The sequence below is a fragment of the Paenibacillus brasilensis genome, assembly GCF_009363115.1.
GTDB classification, from domain to species: Bacteria; Bacillota; Bacilli; order Paenibacillales; family Paenibacillaceae; genus Paenibacillus; species Paenibacillus brasilensis.
In genome coordinates this window covers 4,399,747-4,420,139 of sequence record NZ_CP045298.1, presented here as the reverse complement: position 1 = coordinate 4,420,139, position 20,393 = coordinate 4,399,747, and the positions used below count along the sequence as shown (strand labels likewise).

General features: G+C 47.1%; 23 protein-coding genes. All 23 read right to left on the bottom strand.

The genetic code is table 11. The features are described from left to right. Positions 1–414 (bottom strand): hypothetical protein, encoded by a 414-nt coding sequence (locus GCU48_RS21090; protein WP_025719830.1) that lies wholly within the window; start codon positions 412–414, stop codon positions 1–3. Between the two features lie 2 nt (positions 415–416). Next, entirely contained in the window at positions 417–914 is a 498-nt protein-coding gene (locus GCU48_RS21085) for a chemotaxis protein CheD (protein WP_025719828.1), read from the bottom strand. Further along, positions 907–1,533, bottom strand: coding sequence for a chemotaxis protein CheC (locus GCU48_RS21080; RefSeq protein ID WP_025719827.1), 627 nt, complete (start codon positions 1,531–1,533; stop codon positions 907–909). Before GCU48_RS21080 ends, GCU48_RS21085 begins: the two co-directional genes overlap by 8 nt. Before the next feature lie 3 nt (positions 1,534–1,536). Then, positions 1,537–1,998: a chemotaxis protein CheW gene (locus GCU48_RS21075; RefSeq protein WP_013370696.1), complete on the bottom strand. Its 462-nt coding sequence runs from the start codon at positions 1,996–1,998 to the stop codon at positions 1,537–1,539. Between the two features lie 62 nt (positions 1,999–2,060). Beyond that, positions 2,061–4,151, bottom strand: a complete 2,091-nt coding sequence (locus GCU48_RS21070; protein WP_152381347.1) for a chemotaxis protein CheA — start codon at positions 4,149–4,151, stop codon at positions 2,061–2,063. A gap of 33 nt (positions 4,152–4,184) precedes the next feature. Then, positions 4,185–5,723, bottom strand: coding sequence for a chemotaxis protein CheB (locus tag GCU48_RS21065; RefSeq protein WP_152382219.1), 1,539 nt, complete (start codon positions 5,721–5,723; stop codon positions 4,185–4,187). A gap of 30 nt (positions 5,724–5,753) precedes the next feature. After that, positions 5,754–6,641 carry a MinD/ParA family protein gene (locus GCU48_RS21060; RefSeq protein ID WP_152381346.1) on the bottom strand — a complete coding sequence of 296 codons (888 nt, stop codon included), beginning with the start codon at positions 6,639–6,641 and terminating at the stop codon, positions 5,754–5,756. Then, positions 6,638–8,068, bottom strand: coding sequence for a flagellar biosynthesis GTPase FlhF (gene flhF / locus GCU48_RS21055; RefSeq protein ID WP_152381345.1), 1,431 nt, complete (start codon positions 8,066–8,068; stop codon positions 6,638–6,640). The genes GCU48_RS21060 and flhF overlap by 4 nt, the downstream gene beginning before the upstream one ends. Next, positions 8,065–10,098: a flagellar biosynthesis protein FlhA gene (flhA, locus tag GCU48_RS21050; protein ID WP_152381344.1), complete on the bottom strand. Its 2,034-nt coding sequence runs from the start codon at positions 10,096–10,098 to the stop codon at positions 8,065–8,067. The genes flhF and flhA overlap by 4 nt, the downstream gene beginning before the upstream one ends. A gap of 23 nt (positions 10,099–10,121) precedes the next feature. Then, a complete protein-coding gene (gene flhB / locus GCU48_RS21045; protein WP_152381343.1) occupies positions 10,122–11,234 on the bottom strand; it encodes a flagellar biosynthesis protein FlhB in 1,113 nt (370 codons plus the stop codon). Next, complete coding sequence (gene fliR, locus GCU48_RS21040) at positions 11,234–12,019, bottom strand: flagellar biosynthetic protein FliR (RefSeq protein WP_025719815.1); 786 nt, start codon at positions 12,017–12,019, stop codon at positions 11,234–11,236. Before fliR ends, flhB begins: the two co-directional genes overlap by 1 nt. Before the next feature lie 10 nt (positions 12,020–12,029). After that, on the bottom strand, positions 12,030–12,299 hold the full coding sequence (gene fliQ, locus GCU48_RS21035; protein ID WP_007430038.1) for a flagellar biosynthesis protein FliQ: 270 nt from the start codon (positions 12,297–12,299) through the stop codon (positions 12,030–12,032). Positions 12,300–12,336: 37 nt separating this feature from the next. Then, a complete protein-coding gene (gene fliP / locus GCU48_RS21030) occupies positions 12,337–13,092 on the bottom strand; it encodes a flagellar type III secretion system pore protein FliP (protein ID WP_025719813.1) in 756 nt (251 codons plus the stop codon). Next, positions 13,089–13,622, bottom strand: coding sequence for a flagellar biosynthetic protein FliO (locus tag GCU48_RS21025; RefSeq protein WP_025719811.1), 534 nt, complete (start codon positions 13,620–13,622; stop codon positions 13,089–13,091). Before GCU48_RS21025 ends, fliP begins: the two co-directional genes overlap by 4 nt. Positions 13,623–13,634: 12 nt before the next feature. Next, positions 13,635–14,000: a response regulator gene (locus tag GCU48_RS21020; RefSeq protein ID WP_010346372.1), complete on the bottom strand. Its 366-nt coding sequence runs from the start codon at positions 13,998–14,000 to the stop codon at positions 13,635–13,637. 29 nt (positions 14,001–14,029) lie between these two features. After that, the gene (gene fliY / locus GCU48_RS21015) at positions 14,030–15,292 is read right to left on the bottom strand and encodes a flagellar motor switch phosphatase FliY (RefSeq protein WP_152381342.1); all 1,263 of its coding nucleotides are present in this window, start codon (positions 15,290–15,292) and stop codon (positions 14,030–14,032) included. Beyond that, the gene (gene fliM / locus GCU48_RS21010) at positions 15,282–16,280 is read right to left on the bottom strand and encodes a flagellar motor switch protein FliM (RefSeq protein WP_152381341.1); all 999 of its coding nucleotides are present in this window, start codon (positions 16,278–16,280) and stop codon (positions 15,282–15,284) included. Before fliM ends, fliY begins: the two co-directional genes overlap by 11 nt. 42 nt (positions 16,281–16,322) lie before the next feature. Further along, positions 16,323–16,796, bottom strand: a complete 474-nt coding sequence (locus tag GCU48_RS21005; protein ID WP_025718486.1) for a flagellar basal body-associated FliL family protein — start codon at positions 16,794–16,796, stop codon at positions 16,323–16,325. Continuing rightward, positions 16,793–17,017, bottom strand: coding sequence for a flagellar FlbD family protein (locus GCU48_RS21000; protein WP_014281086.1), 225 nt, complete (start codon positions 17,015–17,017; stop codon positions 16,793–16,795). Before GCU48_RS21000 ends, GCU48_RS21005 begins: the two co-directional genes overlap by 4 nt. Before the next feature lie 60 nt (positions 17,018–17,077). Continuing rightward, complete coding sequence (flgG, locus tag GCU48_RS20995; protein ID WP_152381340.1) at positions 17,078–17,887, bottom strand: flagellar basal body rod protein FlgG; 810 nt, start codon at positions 17,885–17,887, stop codon at positions 17,078–17,080. Between the two features lie 104 nt (positions 17,888–17,991). Then, complete coding sequence (locus tag GCU48_RS20990) at positions 17,992–18,372, bottom strand: TIGR02530 family flagellar biosynthesis protein (RefSeq protein ID WP_025718484.1); 381 nt, start codon at positions 18,370–18,372, stop codon at positions 17,992–17,994. After that, positions 18,369–18,902, bottom strand: coding sequence for a flagellar hook capping FlgD N-terminal domain-containing protein (locus tag GCU48_RS20985; protein WP_025718483.1), 534 nt, complete (start codon positions 18,900–18,902; stop codon positions 18,369–18,371). Before GCU48_RS20985 ends, GCU48_RS20990 begins: the two co-directional genes overlap by 4 nt. Before the next feature lie 20 nt (positions 18,903–18,922). Further along, positions 18,923–20,380, bottom strand: a complete 1,458-nt coding sequence (locus GCU48_RS20980; protein WP_152381339.1) for a flagellar hook-length control protein FliK — start codon at positions 20,378–20,380, stop codon at positions 18,923–18,925. Between the last annotated feature and the right edge of the window lie 13 nt (positions 20,381–20,393).

Sequence of the window (20,393 nt, the reverse complement as noted above, 5' to 3'; positions counted from 1 at the left end):
TTATTTGTCTGTCAGGTGACGAACGGCCTTGGCCAATTCTTCAGGGTTCTTGTTGGAAACCAGCTTAGGCGGGTTTAAAGGTGCGAAACCATTTTCTTCCCCGTCCGTCTGCTCTGGTTTTGGTTTCAGCAATTCATTCAGATTTTCATTTTCGTCTGGTGTCGTCAGGTCCAGATTCTCACCTACGCCATCTACCTGAGAGCTTGCCCGGTTTTGGGCATTCCCCAGATCTGGCCGCGCTACAACACCAAGCGTCCAGCGCAGCACAAATGCAAGCAGGAACCAAAAAACGAAGGCGATCAAGCCACGAATTAAGCTCGTGGTCAGCAGATTGCTGCCAACGGACAACACAAAAGTCAGAACAAATCCGACTACTCCAGACCAAAGATTAATGCGTAAGCTGCCAAATAACATGATTATAATTCCTTTACACCTTTTTGTACGCTTCGAATATTCAAAACGCCGGTTTCACAGTCCAACTCAATCGTTCGTCCATAATTACCACCGGTATCCTCGGCAATCAAAGGGATACCAAGATCTACGAGCATTTCCTTACATGATTCTACATTGCGCGGACCAATCCGCATGGTATCTCCACTACCGGCGAAGGCAAACATCTGGGCTCCCCCTGCCATTTTGGCAATCAACCTGCGCCGTTCGGCTCCCAATTTCAGCATTCGCTCAAATAGCTCTGGCAGTGCTGTATCCGCATATTTAGCAATGTTTAATTGCCCTTCACGTGCAATATCCGAGGACGGTAACATCACGTGGGCCATGCCTGCTAGTTTCAAATGAGGATCGTAGAGGGTCAATCCGACGCAGGAGCCAAGTCCTGTCGTACGAATCGAATTCGGGTTGCTGGTTACATTTAAGTCTGCCATACCGACCTTAATGACGCTTTTATCCTCAATCATCGTTCATCGGGACTCCTAACGACCTAAAAATTTTCCCGAACGATTCTGGATCAGGAATCAGGAAAAATTGACCCTCAATCTGATTCTGACCTTCCAGAAACGATGTGTCAATCAATAAAGCCGCATCCCCCATTTGCCCAAATTGGAGCAGTCCGTAGCTAAGAATGGCTCCGGCCATATCCAAAGCCAGCGCAGGGACTGTCGGATACATAGACAAGCGTGTGAAATCCGCCAGCGAGGACAGGTATGAACCTGCTAAAATATTTCCGATTTCGGACAGGGCTGAATGCTCCATTTCGTTAAAGCTGTCCTCATCATCTGAGGGAATATTCGCCAAACGGGAAAGCAGACTTTTGGCCGCCTGAGGCTGCAATATAAAAAATAGATTGCCAGGGGCTTCCCCTTCGACCCTAAAAAACACGGCAACAACAAGCTGCTCATCTCCACCGACTTTTTCAGCAATTTCCTCAAAGGGCAGCATTTGTACCTTGGGCACACCCATATCTATCGGTTTATTGAGAAGCCGGGAGAGCGCTGTAGCAGCGTTCCCCGAACCAATATTGCCAACTTCTTTCAGAACATCCAACTTAAACTCTTCAAGGTTACCAAGATTCTCCATAGATTAATCCTCTAAGCCTTCCAGTTGGTTCATTTCACTCCGATTCAGGACTTCGGACAAGTTCAGCATGATCAACAGGCGCTCTTCACCGATTTTAGCAACTCCGCGAAGGTACTTAGCTTTGACTCCCCCGACCACTTCCGGTGGTGTCTCAATGTTATCGGTGTTCAGGTCAATAACGTCATTCGCCGAATCTACGATAAAGCCGACTTGCATCTCACCTACCGCAACGATAATGATTCGGGTTTGATCCGTATATTCAGCTTCAGGCAATCCAAAACGGCCGCGAAGATCAATGACCGGGATAACTACACCTCTCATATTGAATACGCCTTTAACAAAATCGTATGTTCTCGGAACCCGGGTAATTGGCACCATGCGTTCAATAGATTGGACTTTTTCTACTTCAACACCGTATTCCTCTTCACCAAGCTTAAATACGATAACTTTAATTTCTTCTCCCATGTCTAAAAACCCTCCTTATTGATGTCAGCAATCTCACATTTCTTTCATTTTTAATGAAGACATTATTTAATGAAGACATTCGGGTCAATGATCAAAGCAACCTGACCGTCACCCAGAATCGTGGCACCTGAAATTCCTTGAATGTTTGGAAGGTACTTGCCCAAATTTTTAAGGACAATTTCACTTTGTCCCAAAAAGTCCTGCACGGAAAGTGCTGCCAGACGGTCTCCCTTGCGGATGACCACGACCTCAGTCTCTTCTTCTTCATCTTCATTGAAGTCGGGTACCTCAAACAGCTGACTCAAGGAGATTAGCGGGATATGGGATTCACGGAAAGCGATCATTTTATTGCCATGTACCGAACGAATTTGTGTTCGTTTGACGATGGCGGTCTCCACAATGGAGGACAAAGGAATTGCATATTTTTCAGAGCCGATCTGTATCATCATTGCTGCAATAATGGACAGGGTCAGTGGCAATTGTACAGAGAAATTGGTGCCTTTGCCCAGGGTAGAGTGAACGGTAACATTGCCACCCAAAGCGGTGATTTTGGATTTTACAACATCCAGACCAACACCGCGCCCTGATACGTCTGAAATCACCGCCGCTGTACTGAAGCCTGGAGCAAACAGCACCTGATAGGCTTCTTCATCGGTCATGACGGCTGCCTGTTCTTCTGTCAAAATTCCTTTGGAAATAGCACTTTTCAGTACCTTATCGCGATTAATGCCATTCCCGTCATCTTCAATCTCGATAAATACGTTGTTCCCGCTATGGAAGGCACGCAATTGCACCGTTCCTGTCTCTGGCTTGCCAGCGGCAATACGATCTGCTACCGACTCAATTCCATGATCCACGGAGTTACGGAGCAAATGCACCAGGGGATCGCCAATTTCGTCGATAACGGTGCGGTCCATTTCAGTCTCTGCACCAGTAATAATCAGATCCAGTTTTTTATCCAGTGATTTGGCCAGATCGCGCACCATTCGCGGAAAACGATTGAAAACCGTATCCACCGGGACCATCCGTAATTTAAGCACGACGTTTTGCAAATCACTGCTCACACGGCTCATGTGTTCTACCGTTTCTGTCAGTGCCGGATTGGAGGCCTCACTCGCCAACTGCTCCAACCGCACTCGGTCAATGAGCAGCTCGCTGAATAAATTCATCAGTACGTCCAGACGTTCAATATCTACACGAATGGTACGGTTATGTGTAGCAGGAGCCTTGGCAGCTGGTGCTTTACCCGCGGCTGGCTTAGCGACAGAGGCCGCAGTTGGAGACTGCGGCTGGGATGGAGCGGGTTGTTGTACGGCAACAGCCTCCTGCACCGCAGCAGCCTCTGCCAGTCCGGCAGTAACTTCGCTCATTTGTTTAAGAGATTCCTGATCCAGCTGAACTACGGAGACAGTGTCGATTTCGGAAATACCTGCAATTTCCTTTTCAAGCTCCCCGACTTCTTTCTGCGTTATGTAATATAACGAGAAGCTTTGTTCAAATTTCTCCTGCTCAATATCCTGAACGGACGGATAAGCTTTCACGATTTCACCGGAGTTTTCCAGCGTGTTGAATACCATAAAAGCGCGTGCCGCCTTCAACTGGCTCTCTGAGCTGATTGTCACCTGTATATAGTGAACGCGATGTCCCTCGGAAATAGATTGCTCCAGTACAGAATACTGAAATTGATCCAGAACAAGCCCAGCACTTTCGCTACTGTCCACTTTTGTAGATGGAGAAGCCTCAGAAGCAGCGCCCGTACCGGACTTTTGGAAATCACCACTCACAATGGATTGCAGTGAAGCTACAATGAAGGAAACATCCGCTTTTCCGTCACCGCCCTCTGTAATGTTCTGCACCATGGACTCCAGAGCATCCAATCCTTTGAATAAGGTATCGAATATATATTCATGCATCGCCAGCTTGTTGTTACGTACCAGATCAAGAACGTTTTCCATTTGGTGAGTGAGCGATGCCAGATCTTCAAACCCCATCGTAGCAGCCATTCCTTTGAGGGTATGGGCAGAACGGAAAATCACCTGAACGATGCCTAGATCTGTAGGGTTGCTTTCCAGTTGAAGCATATTTTCGTTAAGAGATTGCAGATGATCATTCGACTCATCAATAAACATGTTTAAATATTGGTTCATGTCCATTGTGAGACACCTCCTCCATGAGTTACACTCCGATTATTTCACAACTTGTACAAGCTTGGGGGCGATCTCCTGCATAGGCAGAAGGTGACGCACACATTTTAACTCCACCGCTGAGCGGGGCATTCCATACACTACACAAGTTTCCTCATTTTCAGCAAATGTGGACTGCACCCCTGCATCATACAGCTTTTTCATCATTTTGGCTCCGTCGCTTCCCATACCGGTTAACAACACTAGATGCCGTTCCAGCGAGGTTAACGAGAGCAAAGATTCGAACATCGTATCTACAGACGGACGGTGGCCATTACGAGCTTCTTCCATCTTCAGTGATACGGTGTATTTACCGCCCGCTCCTGACACAATTCTTAACTGATAACCTCCTGGAGCGATATAGGCGGTACCGGTCTCAAGCGTCATTCCCTGCTCTGCCTCCACCACTCGAAGAGGACTCAACGTATTTAGACGTTGCGCCAGCGAGCGAGTAAAGTTTGGCGGCATATGTTGAACGATGACGATAGGGGCGGGAAAATCCCCAGGAATGCGCTCCAGCAACGTCTTCAGCGCCCTCGGGCCGCCTGTAGAGCATCCAACCGCCACCAGCTTGCGAAAGTTGGACGTATGCACACCTTTTTTAAAAGACGGCTCCTTGGGGGCAGATGGAGCTGCAGATGCCGTTACTGGAGGAGTTGTCGCCGTAGGAGTGGATGAAGTTACGGTCTTCCGATGCTCCGGCTTAACCAGCCCTGCCTTATCCGTATTCTGCAGCGATTTGGCAGCAGCCGTATCGGAAATATTCAGTTGGCCTTGCTTTCGTCCCGTATCCTTGGATGGTTCCCGCTTCGGCTGCACAGCAGGTGCTTTCACTGGCTTGCTTGGCTGAACCGCTGATGGGTCTTTGCGACCGACCGCCATAGATGGCACTGACTGCTGCCGTTGCGTTTCCGGCTTGGGATTGGCCTGAACAAGCTTGCCAGCATCTAGCTTAGGCTGTACTGATCGAGCAGGCGGAGAAGCAAGCGGAGTTATAGATGCCTTGTCAGCCGGCGCTTTACTTTCCACTTGTTTCTCAGTCACAGCCTGTCCTTCTAAAGGTTTTTCCAGTGGCGTTTTTTCCACTTGCTCCAACGCAGCTTTGCGCCCATTCGCTTCCTCACGCTCCAAACGGCTGCGTACTGCTTGCATAGCCGTATGCATCTGCTCTAGCAGCGCCTTGCTTACCTGCCCAATGTCTTGCGCATGAGATATGGATGGCTTTCTTATAAAATCGAAAGCTCCTGCCTCCAGAGCCATGATGGTCTCCTTCATGCCTTGCTCATTAATACCAGACAGCATAATGACAGGCAACGGATGGGCAGCCATAATCAGCGGCAACGCTTCAAGCCCATTCATTTCAGGCATTTCAACATCCAGGGTAACCAGATCCGGCTGCAACTCCTTTACTTTCTCTACAGCCTCTTTGCCGTTGGCGGCTGTACCTACGATGTTGAACGACTCATCCCTTACAATTAAATCTGAAATAATTTTGCGCATAAAGGCCGAATCATCTACAACCAGCACCCGGTAAGCACACATGTTAAACACCTCTGTTTCCTCTCATCAAAATCAATGGACAGAACGTCGCAGCCATTTTTGCATAAAACCTTTAATTCCGCTCAATGTACCAGATTGCGGAGCCTGCGGCATTGCTGCAAAACGATGCGCCAGATTCAGTACATCCCTGGAAGCCGCACATCCCGGAAAGGCAACCCAAAAAGGGACTTGCCTTTTGACTGCCTGCATGACATGAGTATCATCACTGATATGTCCAAGCAACGGGATGTCGATCTTCAAAAAGCGTCTCGCTACAAGTGCAATCTTATCGGCAACTTGACGGGCCTCATTATCGTTATCGGCACGATTGACTATAATTTTGAATACCGTATCCCTTTGCAACCCGCTCACGACTTTGATTAGCGCATAGGCATCTGTTAAGGAGGTCGATTCCGGTGTGGTTACAACTATACATTCGTCAGCTGAAGTGATAAATCTAAGGTTTTCTTTGGACAAACCCGCACCGGTGTCAAACAAAATATAATCCAAATTTGCCGCCATTTTCTCCACTTCATCGGCAAAATAATTCAGGTCATCATCTGATAGCGAAAACAGCTCGCTCAAGCCCGATCCTCCGGCAATATAAGGCAGACCACCTACACCCGTTTGAATAATTTCATCAATTGATTTTTCACGTTTCAGCAGGTGAAGAAGATTGTATTGTGAGTTAGCCCCCATCAGCACATCAATGTTGGCCATACCAATATCAGCGTCAAATACAAGTACTCTTCGACCAAGGGATTGCAAAGCCAGAGCAAAGTTGAGCGTGAAATTGGATTTTCCTACCCCGCCTTTACCGCTGGTAACCGTTACAATTTTCGCTTGGCGATCACGTGGGGGCAATCGGTATTTATCCAAGGCCGAAACCATTTGTCTAAGTGATTGGGCTTGGTCACTCATACAGAATCTCCGTTATCTCCTGATGATGCTTTGGCTCCGAGCAGCATACTTGTCACCATTTCTGTATCTGGATGAAGAAGATCGTCAGGAACATTTTGACCGTTAGTGATATAGGCCAGTTGCATCGGAAAATGATGCAATAGATTAAACACTCCACCACAGCTACCTGTCTCATCCATCTTCGTAAATACTACTTTACCAAGACCGAATTTACTGAAATGACTGGTAATATTGAGCATGTCCTTGCTTTTGGACGTCAGACTGAGCACCAGATACGTCTCACTTTCCTTAATAGGTGAAAGCAGACTTTGCAGTTCTGAAACAAGCAATTCATTACGATAGTTTCGTCCTGCAGTATCCATAAGGATCAGGTCACAATGCTCCAGACGCTGAATGGCTCTGTGAACATCCCCGGGAGATTGCACAACCTCAAGCGGTACATTCAAAATCGTAGCATATGTACGCAGTTGCTCGACGGCTGAAATACGATATGTGTCAGAGGTAATAAATCCAACCTTGCGATGATGCTTAAACAACTGCTCCGCCGCCAGCTTGGCAATGGTCGTTGTTTTTCCCACCCCCGTAGGGCCCGCCACATACACAATTTTGGTATCTTTTGAGATGCCCTTGTCCAGTCTGGTCTGAATAAATTCGGTCACTTCTTCACGAAGGGCTTGTTCCCAATCAAAAGACTCCGGAGCAAAAGGGTGCTCACTACGACGCTCATATACTCGTTCGACCCAATACTCTAGCAGATCACGTTCCACTTCCTGTTCCAACAATCGCTCACAAATCTCTTGCAATGGCTCCGGCCAAGTACTTTCCAGCGAAGAGTTGCGGGAAAAGCGAGTCATCATAGCTTTCATTTCCCGTAATTCATTGAGCAAAGCCTGATTTTCCGCTGCTCCGTTCTTGTCTGGAAGCCTTGTTTCGATTGGTTGCTTCAATAGCTCACTGGTCGTTTCCATGTTCGAAAGCGAGGCTTCCTTTTTAAGGAGCTGAGCAGTTGTTTCCTGATTATAATCAGACACGGTTGATGAATGGTCTTTGTCTGATGCTGTTTGCTCCGAACCAGCTGTTAAATCACCCATTCCCTCTCTGGGACTGGCCGTCATCTGCGTAACCCGTCGGTAAGCTTCTGGAGCGGTTTGTCTGGGAACCACAGGCGTGGACGGCACCTCCGGCTGCTCAGGTTCCTTCATTATAGAAAGGGGCCGTTGTCGTGGTGTTCCCATCCGCTGAGGCTTTTGAGACTGCTTCTCCTCTACCGCAGCGACCACTTCGATTTTCTTTTTGCTGAACATCCCCATAAAGCCGCCGACCTTGACTTCCTTCGTGCTTAAAATGACGGCATCGGTTCCTAAGTCACCTCTGATTTGCAGCATGGCTTCCGGCATGGTATCCACTACATATCGTTTCACTCTCATAAGTTCACCACCCCGACACTTTGAATTTCAACGTTCGGTTCCAGCTCACTATACGACAGCACCGGGACATCCTGCATTGTCCGTTCCATCACTTGCCGCAAATACATGCGGATTGTTGGTGACGTTAATACGATCGGCTGCTGTCCTGATTGAATGAGACGATTGATTTGCTCCATCATCTTCTGGTACACGTTTTGCGTGGACACCGGATCAAGGGCCAAATAGCTTCCTTGCTCAGACTGTTGCACACTTTCGGCAATTTTCTTCTCCAGTCCCGGTCCTACGGTAATGACACGCAGCGTCTCACCTTGCTGAGCAAACTGCTGTGTAATCTGACGAGACAACGCCTGACGTACATATTCAGTCAACACATCGGGATCCTTTGTATAAGTACCGTAATCAGCCAGCGTTTCGAAAATAGTCACCATATCGCGTATGGAGATTTTTTCCTTCAATAACTTAGCCAATACTTTTTGTACATCTCCAATTGCCAGCACGGAAGGAATAAGGTCGTCCACCAGCACTGGATAATTTTCCTTGAGATTGTCGACCAACGACCGTGTTTCCTGTCTGCCAAGCAACTCATGAGCATGTTTCTTGATCGTTTCCGTTAGATGAGTAGCTACGACTGAAGGTGGGTCAACAACGGTATAGCCTGATAGCTCCGCAACATCCTTGGTATTCTCATCAATCCAGAGCGCAGGCAATCCAAAGGCCGGCTCCGTGGTTTCAATACCAGTAATGGAATCGTCGTCATATCCCGGGCTCATAGCCAGATAATGATTCAGCAGCAGTTCTCCGCCGCCTACCGTATTGCCTTTAATTTTAATTACATATTCGTTCGGCTTGAGCTGAATATTATCCCGTATACGAATGACCGGTACAACCAAACCCAGCTCCAGGGCGCATTGACGGCGGATCATGATAATCCGATCCAGTAAATCCCCACCCTGCTGTGTATCAGCCAGCGGAATCAGCCCGTACCCGAACTCAAATTCAATCGGATCAACTTGAAGCAAATTAATGACACTTTCCGGACTACGTACCTCTTCAATTTGTTGCTCCTCTTCCAGTTGTTCATCCGCTATTTGCTTGCGTTCCATATTGCCCTGCATCCTGCGGGCCGCGAAAAATAGCAGAACGGCCAATGGGAGGGTTGTAATAATATGAATTGGCGTGAAAAAGCCCAATAATGCAATCGTAGCAGCTACAATGTAGATCAGCTTTGGATATGAAAAGAGCTGCCCGGTTAAATCCTCTGCCAAGTTTCCATCCGACGTAGCTCGCGTAACTATCAAGCCTGACGCTGTGGATATGAGGAGTGCAGGAATCTGACTAACCAGTCCGTCACCGATGGTAAGAACAGAATAAGTCGACAGTGCCTCTTGAAATCCTTTTCCCTGAACGGCCATACCGATAATAAAGCCGCCGACCAGGTTAATGATCAAAATGATAATACTGGCGATAGCGTCACCTTTAACGAATTTACTCGCACCGTCCATCGCTCCGTAAAAATCCGCTTCACGTTCGATTTTACTGCGTCGTTCACGGGCTTGCTGCTCATTGATCAGACCTGCATTCAGATCAGCATCAATACTCATTTGTTTACCCGGCATCGCATCCAATGTAAACCGTGCGCCTACCTCAGCAACCCGCTCAGACCCCTTGGTGATAACGATAAACTGCACAACCACCAGAATCAGGAAGACTACAAAACCGACCGCAATTTGTCCCCCTGCAATCCAGCTACCGAACGTAGCCACGACCTCCCCTGCATGTCCCTCACCTAAAATGAGCTTGGTCGTGGAAATATTAAGCGCCAAACGAAATAACGTGGTGATAAGCAGCAATGAAGGAAAAATAGAGAATTGCAAAGCTTCCTTCGTGTTCATAGAAACAAGTAGAATCATCAAAGCAATTGATATATTGATGACGAGTAAAATATCGAGCAGCCATGAAGGGATCGGGAGAATCATCATAAGAACGATGCCGATGACGCCTGCAAGGACAGTTATTTCTTTTATTTTCACGGGTCTCTAGGCCTCCGATCCCTTTATTTCACTTTTCCTTTTAATTTATATACATACGCCAGCACTTCGGCAACGGCCTGAAACAGATCAGCTGGTATCGCATCTCCGATTTCAGCCCTTTGAAACAGCGCCCGCGCCAGCGGCTTGTTTTCCATCGTTATAACGCCGTTTTGCTTGGCAATTTCCTTAATTCGGAGTGCTACGTAATCTTGCCCTTTCGCAATAATCTGAGGGGCTTCCATCTCCGAACCGTCATATTTCAAAGCCACAGCAAAGTGCGTAGGGTTGGTGATGATGACATCTGCATTGGGAACCTCCTGCATCATACGCTGCATGGCCATACGGCGCTGCCGTTCGCGGATTTTCCCTTTGATCAGCGGGTCACCCTCCATCTTCTTGTACTCATCCTTGATGTCCTGTTTGGACATCCTCAGATTTTTCTCATGTTCAAAGCGTTGATACATATAATCCAATACCGCTAAAATGAACAGCACCACACCAATTTTGAGCCCCAGTTCCATCGTTAGTGAAGCTGTAAAACTCAACATTTGATCGCCTGACATTTCAGCCAGCTTGGGGAGATCGGCCTTTGTTTTCCAAAGTACGCTGTACACCAGATAACCAATGACGGTCATCTTTAGAACAGATTTAAGGAATTCAACCAATGATCTCATGGAAAAAATGTTTTTGAAGCCTTTAATCGGATCAATCTTGCTAAACTTGGGCGTGATGCCCTCTCCGGTTAATAAAAAACCGATCTGCATGTAATTCGCCGCTATCCCGATGACAATCGCCCCAATAAAAATTGGTGCCAGCATAATGATGATTTGCACGCCATACTCACCCATCATCAGCAGCGTTGTGTTTGGCGTTACCTCCATAGTGAGGCGATTCATAAATATATCCCGAAACAAGCGGACCGCATGATCCTTAAAATACCCGCCAAAAATCATAAGGCAAAGAAACGTAATCAGCAGGACGCCAGAGGCGGGCAACTCCATGCTTTTGGCAACCTGGCCTTTCTGTCTTGCATCTTGCTTCTTTTTGGGTGTAGCTTTTTCCGTTTTTTCCCCTGAGAACAGCTGCAGGTTCATAGCATATTTAAATGACAAACTACGTTCCTCCAAACCAGATATTAAGGACGGTTGCCCATAATATCCAACAAGTTGCGCATGGATTCGAACATCACAGAAAACAATTTTTCGAAAATAAAAGCAAAACTTGGCATGAGAAGCAATAACATGAACAACCCCACAATAATTTTAAGCGGTACACCAATGACGAAAATGTTAAACTGAGGGGCTGTTTTTGCTAAAAAGCCGAGTCCCACATCCGTTAGAAAGGTCGCTACTACAATGGGGGCAGCAATTTGGAAGGCTAGCAAAAATGATTCCGCAAAGGAACGTACCAGGAATTCTGTTACACTGCCACCATACAGCTTCACAAAAAAATCATTTGTCAGCGGTACCCAATCATAGCTATATAAGATTGCATTTAACAGATGATGGTGCCCATTTATACTTAAAAAGAACAATACAGCGATGGCAAACTTGAAATTCCCCGTTAAAGGCGTTGAAGCCCCTGTCATGGGATCAAACACGCTGGCCATCCCGAAACCCACCTGTAGATCAATAAATGAACCTGCGGTCTGGATCGCTGTTATGAACAAATATGCAGTAAACCCCAACAGCAACCCAATCAGCACTTCACGACCTACTAACAGTACATACGCTACATCGGTCGGTACCTGTTGATGTGTACCGTAGGTAAGATACACAATCAAAGCCAAAAAGCCTGAAATTCCAACTTTAAAGATATTAGGTACTCCTCGGGTTGAAAAGATAGGCGCTACTACAAAAAACGAGGCAATCCGACAAAAAATCAGCAAAAAAACAGGAAAACTCTGTAACACTATGTTCATAGCTTTCAGCCTAACCTATATATTTGTACAAATTGTCCAGAATGTTATACGTAAAGTCCACTAATGTGGTCAATATCCAGGGTCCGAACAAAAGCAACGCCAGCAATACGGCGACAATCTTCGGAACAAAGGCCAGTGTCTGCTCCTGAATTTGGGTTGTCGCCTGAAAAATGCTGATAATCAAACCCACGACTAGCCCCAAAATCAGCATCGGAGCGCTCACCTTGAGTACAATGTACACCGCTTGTCCAGCCAGGGAAATAATAAACTCCGAAGTCATTGCCGTCCTCCTTGATTGCTGTCCTTGCAGGAAATATTCATGTGTTAAAACTTAGAAGCAATGATTTGACGACCAAATACCAACCATCTACAAGCACAAACAGCAGTATTTTAAAAGGAAGTGAAATCATTACCGGTGGCAGCATCATCATCCCCATAGCCATGAGTGTACTCGACACTACAATGTCTATAACTAAAAATGGTATAAAAATCATAAAGCCCATTTGAAATGCCGTTTTCAACTCACTGATTGCATAAGCCGGAACCATTACCGTTAATGGAATTTCCTGATAATTTTTTGGTTTTTCCATCTTGGTGTATTTCATAAAAAGCAGTAGATCCTTCTCACGTGTATGAGAGAACATAAAAGTCTTGATCGGTACCGATGCCTTGTCCAGCGCCTGAGACTGTGTTATATCTCCCTTGAGATAAGGCTGAAGCGCAGTTTCGTTCATCGCCGAGAACGTCGGTGCCATGATGAATAAAGTGAGAAACAAAGCCAGACCGACAAGCACCTGATTGGGCGGCATCTGCTGCGTTCCCAGCGAGGTTCGCACAAAGCCAAGCACAATCACAATTCGTGTAAAACTTGTCATAAGCACAAGTAACGCTGGCGCTACACTAATGACTGTTATAAGTAAAATAATAGACAGCGAGGTGGCACCGGGCTGTCCTTTGTCCGAATTGCCGACTTGAATATCAATGTTCGGAATCGGTTCTGCAGAGGCCGCCGTCACCGAAATGAAGCTGAACAAGACAAGCAGCAAACATGCTAGTATAATCTTTTTTCTCATGAATCTCCCGACCGATCTGTAGTATTCTCCTCATTGCGCAGCTTTTCAAGTTTTTCCTTGCGATTCGGCATCTGCCGAAGCTTGGATTCAAACATCTCGTGAAACGACGTTTCTTCTTCAGATTGCTGCTGTGCCGCGTTGTTCCGGCGAAGCTTATCCGCAATTTTAGCGAATAGCGGGGCAATTGGGCCGCGCTGCAGAGAAGCTTCCTGCTCCAGTGCGGCCAAAATTTGCTCCACTTCTTCAGGATCGGATACTTTGTCAACAAGCCGGATATCCTCTCCTACACCAATGAGGTACACACTGCTACCAACTTCAACAAGCTGAAGGGATTTATTGGGGCCCAGCCCCACGCCTCCCAGTATGCGAACGGAGCGGTTGCTGAACCAGCTCTGATTTCTTTTACTCAAAAACCGTATCAAGTACACGATCAGTACGATGATCAAGATTAGCACGAAAAGGACCCAGGCGATGTTGCCTATATTGCTGGATGTACTCAATGCGTCAGAGGCACCCTGTTTTGTATCCATACCGGGTGCGCCTTAGACACCCAGTGTTTTGTTGATGGCTTCGATAACCCGATCCGATTGGAAAGGCTTAACGATAAAATCTTTTGCGCCAGCTTGAATAGCATCAATAACCATCGCCTGCTGTCCCATCGCAGAACACATAATAACCTTTGCGTTGGCGTCAATTTGTTTGATTTCCTTCAGAGCGGCAATGCCGTCCATTTCGGGCATCGTAATATCCATCGTAATCAGGTCCGGACGAAGCTCCTTAAATTTCTCAATCGCCTGTGATCCGTCCTGGGCCTCTCCTACTACTTCAAATCCATTTTTGGACAGGATGTCCCGAATCATCATTCTCATAAATGCAGCATCGTCCACGATCAAAATACGGTTTGCCATCTGAAATAAATCCTCCCTAAATTATGCTATTATTGTAATTTTTGAATACGGTCCCATTGGCTTACAATATCTGTTACACGCACGCCAAAGTTCTCGTCGATTACGACAACCTCGCCCTTAGCAATCAGTTTGTTGTTAACTAGGATGTCGACCGGCTCCCCGGCAAGTTTGTCCAGTTCAATAATTGAACCTTGTGAGAGCTCCAGAATATCTTTAATTTGCTTTTGGGTCCTTCCTAATTCTACGGTGACTCTAAGGGGAATGTCCATCAATAAATTTAAATTGTTTTCATCCACTTGCGCAAATGCACCAGACTGCAAGTTAGAAAATTGTACAGGCTGTACATTTACATTACGTCCCGGTATTGCACCGTAATGATGAGGCGTCCCATAAGGAGCTTGCGGCGGTACACCAGCTGGCATTCCATAACCCGGTGATCCATAGCCTGGAGCCCCTGGCTGTCCATATCCCGGGTCTTGAGGATATGTCGGCGGCTGCTGGTAGGTTGGTGCTGGCGGTTGCTGCGGAGCCTGGGCTTGTTGCGGCACTTCTGCAGCCGCTGCTGCAGCTACCTGCTCTGCTGGAACTTGCGGCTGCTCGTCGTCCTCTCCGCCATTCATCAGGATGCTTACCATCTTTTTGGCGAAGTTTACAGGTAACAGCTGCATCAGTGTAGAGTCAATAAGTTCCCCAATCAATAAACGGAAGGATACTGTAATAAGCGTCTCTTCATCTGGCAAGCTGGATACTCCATCTCCATGCATGGGGTCTAAAATATCAATCCCCGGTGGAGATATATTCACAAAACGGTTAAACATGGTAGACATCGAGGTTGCTGACGAGCCCATCATCTGGTTCATCGCTTCCTGTACGGCACTGATATGAATTTCGTTTAATTCTTCATCTGCCGGGTTTCCTTCTCCACCAAGCATCAAGTCCGCAATAACCTGCGCATCGCGCTTCTTGATTACGAGCGAGTTAATACCTTCAAATCCATCGACGTAATTCACATGTACTGCTACGTGCGGCTTTGGAAATGCCGTTTCAAATTCAGAACGGGTAATAATTGAAACCTTTGGTGTCGTAATGTCCACCTTTTGACCGAGCAGTGTGGAAAGAGCCGTCGCTGCGCTGCCGAACGTTATATTACCGATTTCCCCAAGAGCATCCTGCTCCAGAGGAGTCAGAAAATCGTCAACGGTCTTGCTTGCGGGAGTAGAATCCGTCCCCGCTTCAGACTGTTTCAGCAAGGCATCAATTTCCTCCTGGGACAAATAGTCTTTACTCGTCAATTTCTTCAACTCCTTCGTTGACAATTTCATCAATTTGTACGGCAACACGATCTCTTACCATGCCGGGACTTCCCATAAACTTCAATTTCTCGCCTATCCGGATGGACAGTCCTTCCTTAACAGGTTTGTTCAATGAAATGACATCCCCTACCGAAAGGCCAAGAAACTCAGCCACATTTATCCGGGATTCACCTAACTCAGCAATAATAGGAAGCTCTGCTTTGGTGACCCGTAATCTCAAGGCGTCAATCTCTTCAGGCGCCCTTGATTTCTTTTCGGATGTAAACCACTGGTGCGTGGACAGTCTGGCCATAATGGGCTCCAATACCACGTGCGGGATACAGAGGTTAATCATCCCCGTGGTATCACCAATTTTGGTGCTGAGCGAAATGAGAGCAATCGTTTCATTCGGCGAAACAATCTGCATAAACTGCGGGTTGGTTTCCATCGCCTCCAGACGCGGTTCAATGTCCAGTACCGTTTTCCAAGCCTCTTGCAGGCTGTCAAAGGTACGACTGAAAATCCGCTCCATGATTGTCGTCTCGATTTCCGTCAACGCGCTAACCTTGGACGGCGCCGAGCCTGTTCCTCCGAGAAGCCTGTCCAGCATGGCATAAGCTACATTCGGGTGAACCTCAAGCACCATTCGGCCTTCCAGCGGTTCAGCTTCAAAAATGTTCAGAATAGTCATTTTCGGAATGGAGCGAATGAATTCATCATATGGAAGCTGCTCCACCTGAACGACATTAATTTGGACAAATGTACGGAGCTGTGCTGAAAAATAAGTGGTCAGATACCGCGCAAAATTTTCGTGTATCCGCGTCAGACTCCGAATATGATCCTTGGAAAAACGAAGCGCTCTTTTAAAATCATAAGCGCGAACTTTCTTCTGGGTATCTTCCTTTTTAAGTTCTTCCGCATCCATTTCACCGGACGAAAGAGCTGCTAAAAGGGCATCAATTTCCCCTTGTGACAGTACATCCACCAATGTTATTCACCCCCTTACGTGTCCTGACAAGTTCACCTGGAATCAAATGGATGCCAGCAAAAAGTCTGTAATTTTGGCGTTCCCCAGGTGACCTTCAGGGAGCGACTTGTTGATGAGATCCGTCAGCCTGTCACTGAATTGGCTACGGCCTTTAGCCGTTCTGAGCTCATCAGGTTTGGTGTCTGCAAGTAATTGAATAACAATCGGCTTGATACTAATGTCTTTGATTTTTTCAAAAGCTTCTTTTGCTTTGGCATCGTTCAATTGGAAAGAAAGATTCATCTGTACAATGTAATCGGCGTCCGCTAAATTTGTTTTGATGCCGGTAATTTCAGAACTCACTTCCACCAGTTCATCTGCTGACAATCTTGGAAGCTGTTCTGCTTGAGCAGCTTGCGCATTCGGAGTGACTTCCGACTTCTTCCCGCTAAGCGCTGGTACAAGTACAAAGGCCGCGCCTGCAATCAAAGTAATCGCGAGTAAAATTGTAATGAGCCATGGCAGCATCTTCTTCATTCGTCTTCCTCCATTTGTTGCACTTTTATCGTGGCGGCATGGATGCCGATTTCACGGCTGTAACCCTTGATTAAGGAGACGACATCTGCCGCTTTTTCCAATACAATCAACCGTTTCCCCGTCACCAAAGTGACGTATGTATCCGGCGTTTCCTCCACAGTCTCAATGAGCAGCGCATTAAGCCACATAGGCGAGCCGTTCAGCCGCGTTAACGGGATCATCGTAACACCAACCTCCTGATAGGTGCGGAGGAGCCTCTACTCCTCCGCGTTTAAATGAGATTATCGTTTCAAGTTTACAACTTCCTGAAGCACTTCATCCGAAGTCGTAATGATACGCGAGTTCGCCTGGAAGCCACGCTGCGCTACGATCATTTCGGTAAATTCGCCAGTCAGGTCAACGTTGGACATTTCCAACTGACCTGCGATGATAGCTCCCAGGCCATTAGCGTTCGCTTCTCCAGGCTCAATGGCATCAATGTTGGAGTTTACTGTAGTGCGATACAAGCTCCCGCCGATTTTCTCCAAACCTTCCGGGTTGGTGACTCTGGCTACACCGATTTTGGTATTGCTATCCGTCGTACCATCATCCAATTGCTGTACAATCGTGCCGTCCTGCGAGATAGAGAACGAAGTAACATTGTCTGCGAGCGTGATTGGAGTTCCGCCTGAATCCACTACGAAAAATCCATCAGAAGTAACCAGATTTCGGTTCGCATCTACATGAAAATCACCTGCGCGAGTCAGATAAGGAATGTCCTGTGCATCATTCATTTTGACCAGGAAAAATCCGTCACCGTTAATTCGTAAATCTGTCGGATTATTAGTGGTCATTGCACTTCCTGCAAGATGTAATGTATCGATCGAGCTGACGGATACCCCCAGTCCAACCTGCTTGGCATTTTGCCCAGCAGTTGTCGTACCGTCCGGTGCGCTTGCTCCCGAGCTTGTTTGGCTCAAAATGTCTTTGAACATCACCCGGCTGGACTTAAAGCCTGTAGTATTTACGTTTGCAATGTTGTTGCCGATAACGTCCAGCTTCGTTTGAAAGCCCTTCATGCCCGATACACCTGAATACATTGATCTCAACATTGAGTATAAATCCTCCTCTGTTTGGCTGCTTGGTTAACCGCATCAGTCGATCCGCGGCTTTTTCATGGCTTTCCTGTTCGGGCCAGCCACATCGTATACAATTTCTATGAAATAATTACAGCACTGTCTATTTGCGTAAATACGTTATTCTCCATGGATTGCTTATCCATCGCGGTAACAACTGTTCGATTGGGTACACTTACAATCAAAGCCATATCCTGCATCAAAATTAATGATTCCTTAGCACCTTTGGCAGCTGCTTTATCGACAGCGGAGTTAATCTTTGCCATCTGGTCACTTCTCAGCTCTATTCCTCGCTGCTCCAGCCGCTTGGCTGCATGGTTGCTCAGCTTGAGCACCTGTTCCTGCAGCACCTGATCGAATGGTTTGGCATCCTTCGACACTGAATTGGCTCGGTTCTGCGGGATTGCTACCGGAGGAACATTGGCGGGAAAAAGACGCCCAACCGTTATCCTGTCATTCATGAGTTCTCACCGCTTCCAGTAGAGGAAGAAGGTGTAGTATCTGACGTTTCTGTTGCCGGAGCCGTCGAGTTGGCCTGGCTTACCGATGTAACATCTTTTAATGCTACCTCGGACGCTCCCATTTTGGCATACTGCACACCGTCGCGAATAACGATGGAATCTACGATTCCACTTTTCGTCGCACTTGCCGCAGTTTCACCCGTCAGGGGATTTTTTTTACCTGCTTCAATCCAGCTAACTTCCTTCCCTATCAATCCGGAAGCTGTGCCTAAAGACTGTCCCAATGCATTCAACTGCGTAGAAATGTTCATCAGTTGTTCCACCGAAGAAAACTGGGCCATTTGAGCGATAAATTCTTTATCCTCCAAAGGCTGCATCGGGTCCTGATTTTGCAGCTGGGTGATCAAAATTTTCAAAAATTGATCCTTCCCCATCGTTTTGGTATCCTTGGCACTTGCTGTCTTGACATTATTCACATTGTAATTCGGCCAAACGTTACTGGTGGATACATTGCTGTCTGTAATCGTCACCTGTGTTCTCACCTCCATCATTACGCTTGTGCTGTAAAGGAACCTGTCCGATTCACGTCATCTGCACGTTGTTCTGCTGTCCAGTTGCGCAGCTCTTCTGCCATTTCGGCTACCTTCATAGCATCCTCGTTCTCTTCTCTGCTTTGAGCCTTGGAACGCTGGTTGGATTGCTGTTGTTGATTAGCACCAGAGCCGCGGCCATCCTGATACATATGGGAGGAAAGTGATTCATTATGTGTTACTTCCACCTTATCCACCTGAATGCCTTGGCTTTGCAAGCTGGCACGTAGCTGTGACATTTGCTGCTCCAGCAAATCTTTTGCTCCGCTATGCTCGGTCATGAATTGGGCAACCAGATGCCCATTCTGCATCGTCAGCTTAACTTCCAGCTGACCGAGATGATCTGGACGAAGCATGATCGTCGCTTCCGTCATGCCGGAATGCTTTACAATATCAAGCTTCTGCACTACAAATTCAGTCATTTCCTTGGCAAATTGCCGTACATGTACCACGGGTTGAGCCGGAGCCGAAGGTGTTGTTCCTTGTGTCTGTACCGAAAGCTGTCCTGCAGTCGTGATCATTGGAGTTTGATTGTCAGTTGCTGCCGGATCCGCTTGCTCAGTTGCGTCTACGAATGTACCAGCTTCATCCGTTGCTGTCGTTTTAGCTGCAGATTGAACATGAAGATTAGTTGATGCACGTTGTCCTTCCGAGCCTTGTTGGCTTGTTCCACCTTGACTCGCTTGTTGCTTAGGAGCAACAACCTGTTTGTCTGTAGAAGCTGCTGTTAATGTCTGAGTACCATTAGCCCGATTTGCAGAAGGTTGAGCCGTTTGTGAATCTCCACCATCAGCAAGTTCCACAGCCTTCATTACACCATTCCACTGCTCATCGGTAATAGTTCCCGTACCCGCCGTCACACTTTGAAGCGATTGTAGCAGCTGTGACACCTGGGATTTTTGTTCTCCCGAGGCCTGCTCAGCTACATTAGCAAGCTGTGACAAAGCATCCTGCAATGCAAATTGAAGTGTAGCCGGATTAGCTGCCAAAGCCGTTAAGCCTGTTGGCTCTGTCGTTTCTCCACCAACTGTCTGTTGATTTGTTCCGCTACCTTGCAAAAACTGTTGGACTTGCTGAATCCACGATTGCAGAGCTGCAAGCAGAGCAGGATCAGCAGCTATCTGTTCATCCAGCTTGTCAAGATTTTGAAGCAAAGGAGCCAATGTTTCGACCAGTGGTGCGGTTGGAGCTTCCGCTGATTCTCCAGCTGCAATAAGTGGAAGTACCATAACTAACGGGGAACCGTTAGCATCTGCCCCAGCTGAGCCCGTTTGCCCGCCTGTCATCATTTGCGTAAGTGTTTGATTAAAAGCACCGTTTGTCGCTCCAGCTGCTGCTGTATTCGTTGTTGATGCTGACGTCGTGCTACCCACTGTCTGACTGGAACCAAGAGATACGCTTTGAGAAATAAGGGTCATTTATTTTTCACCT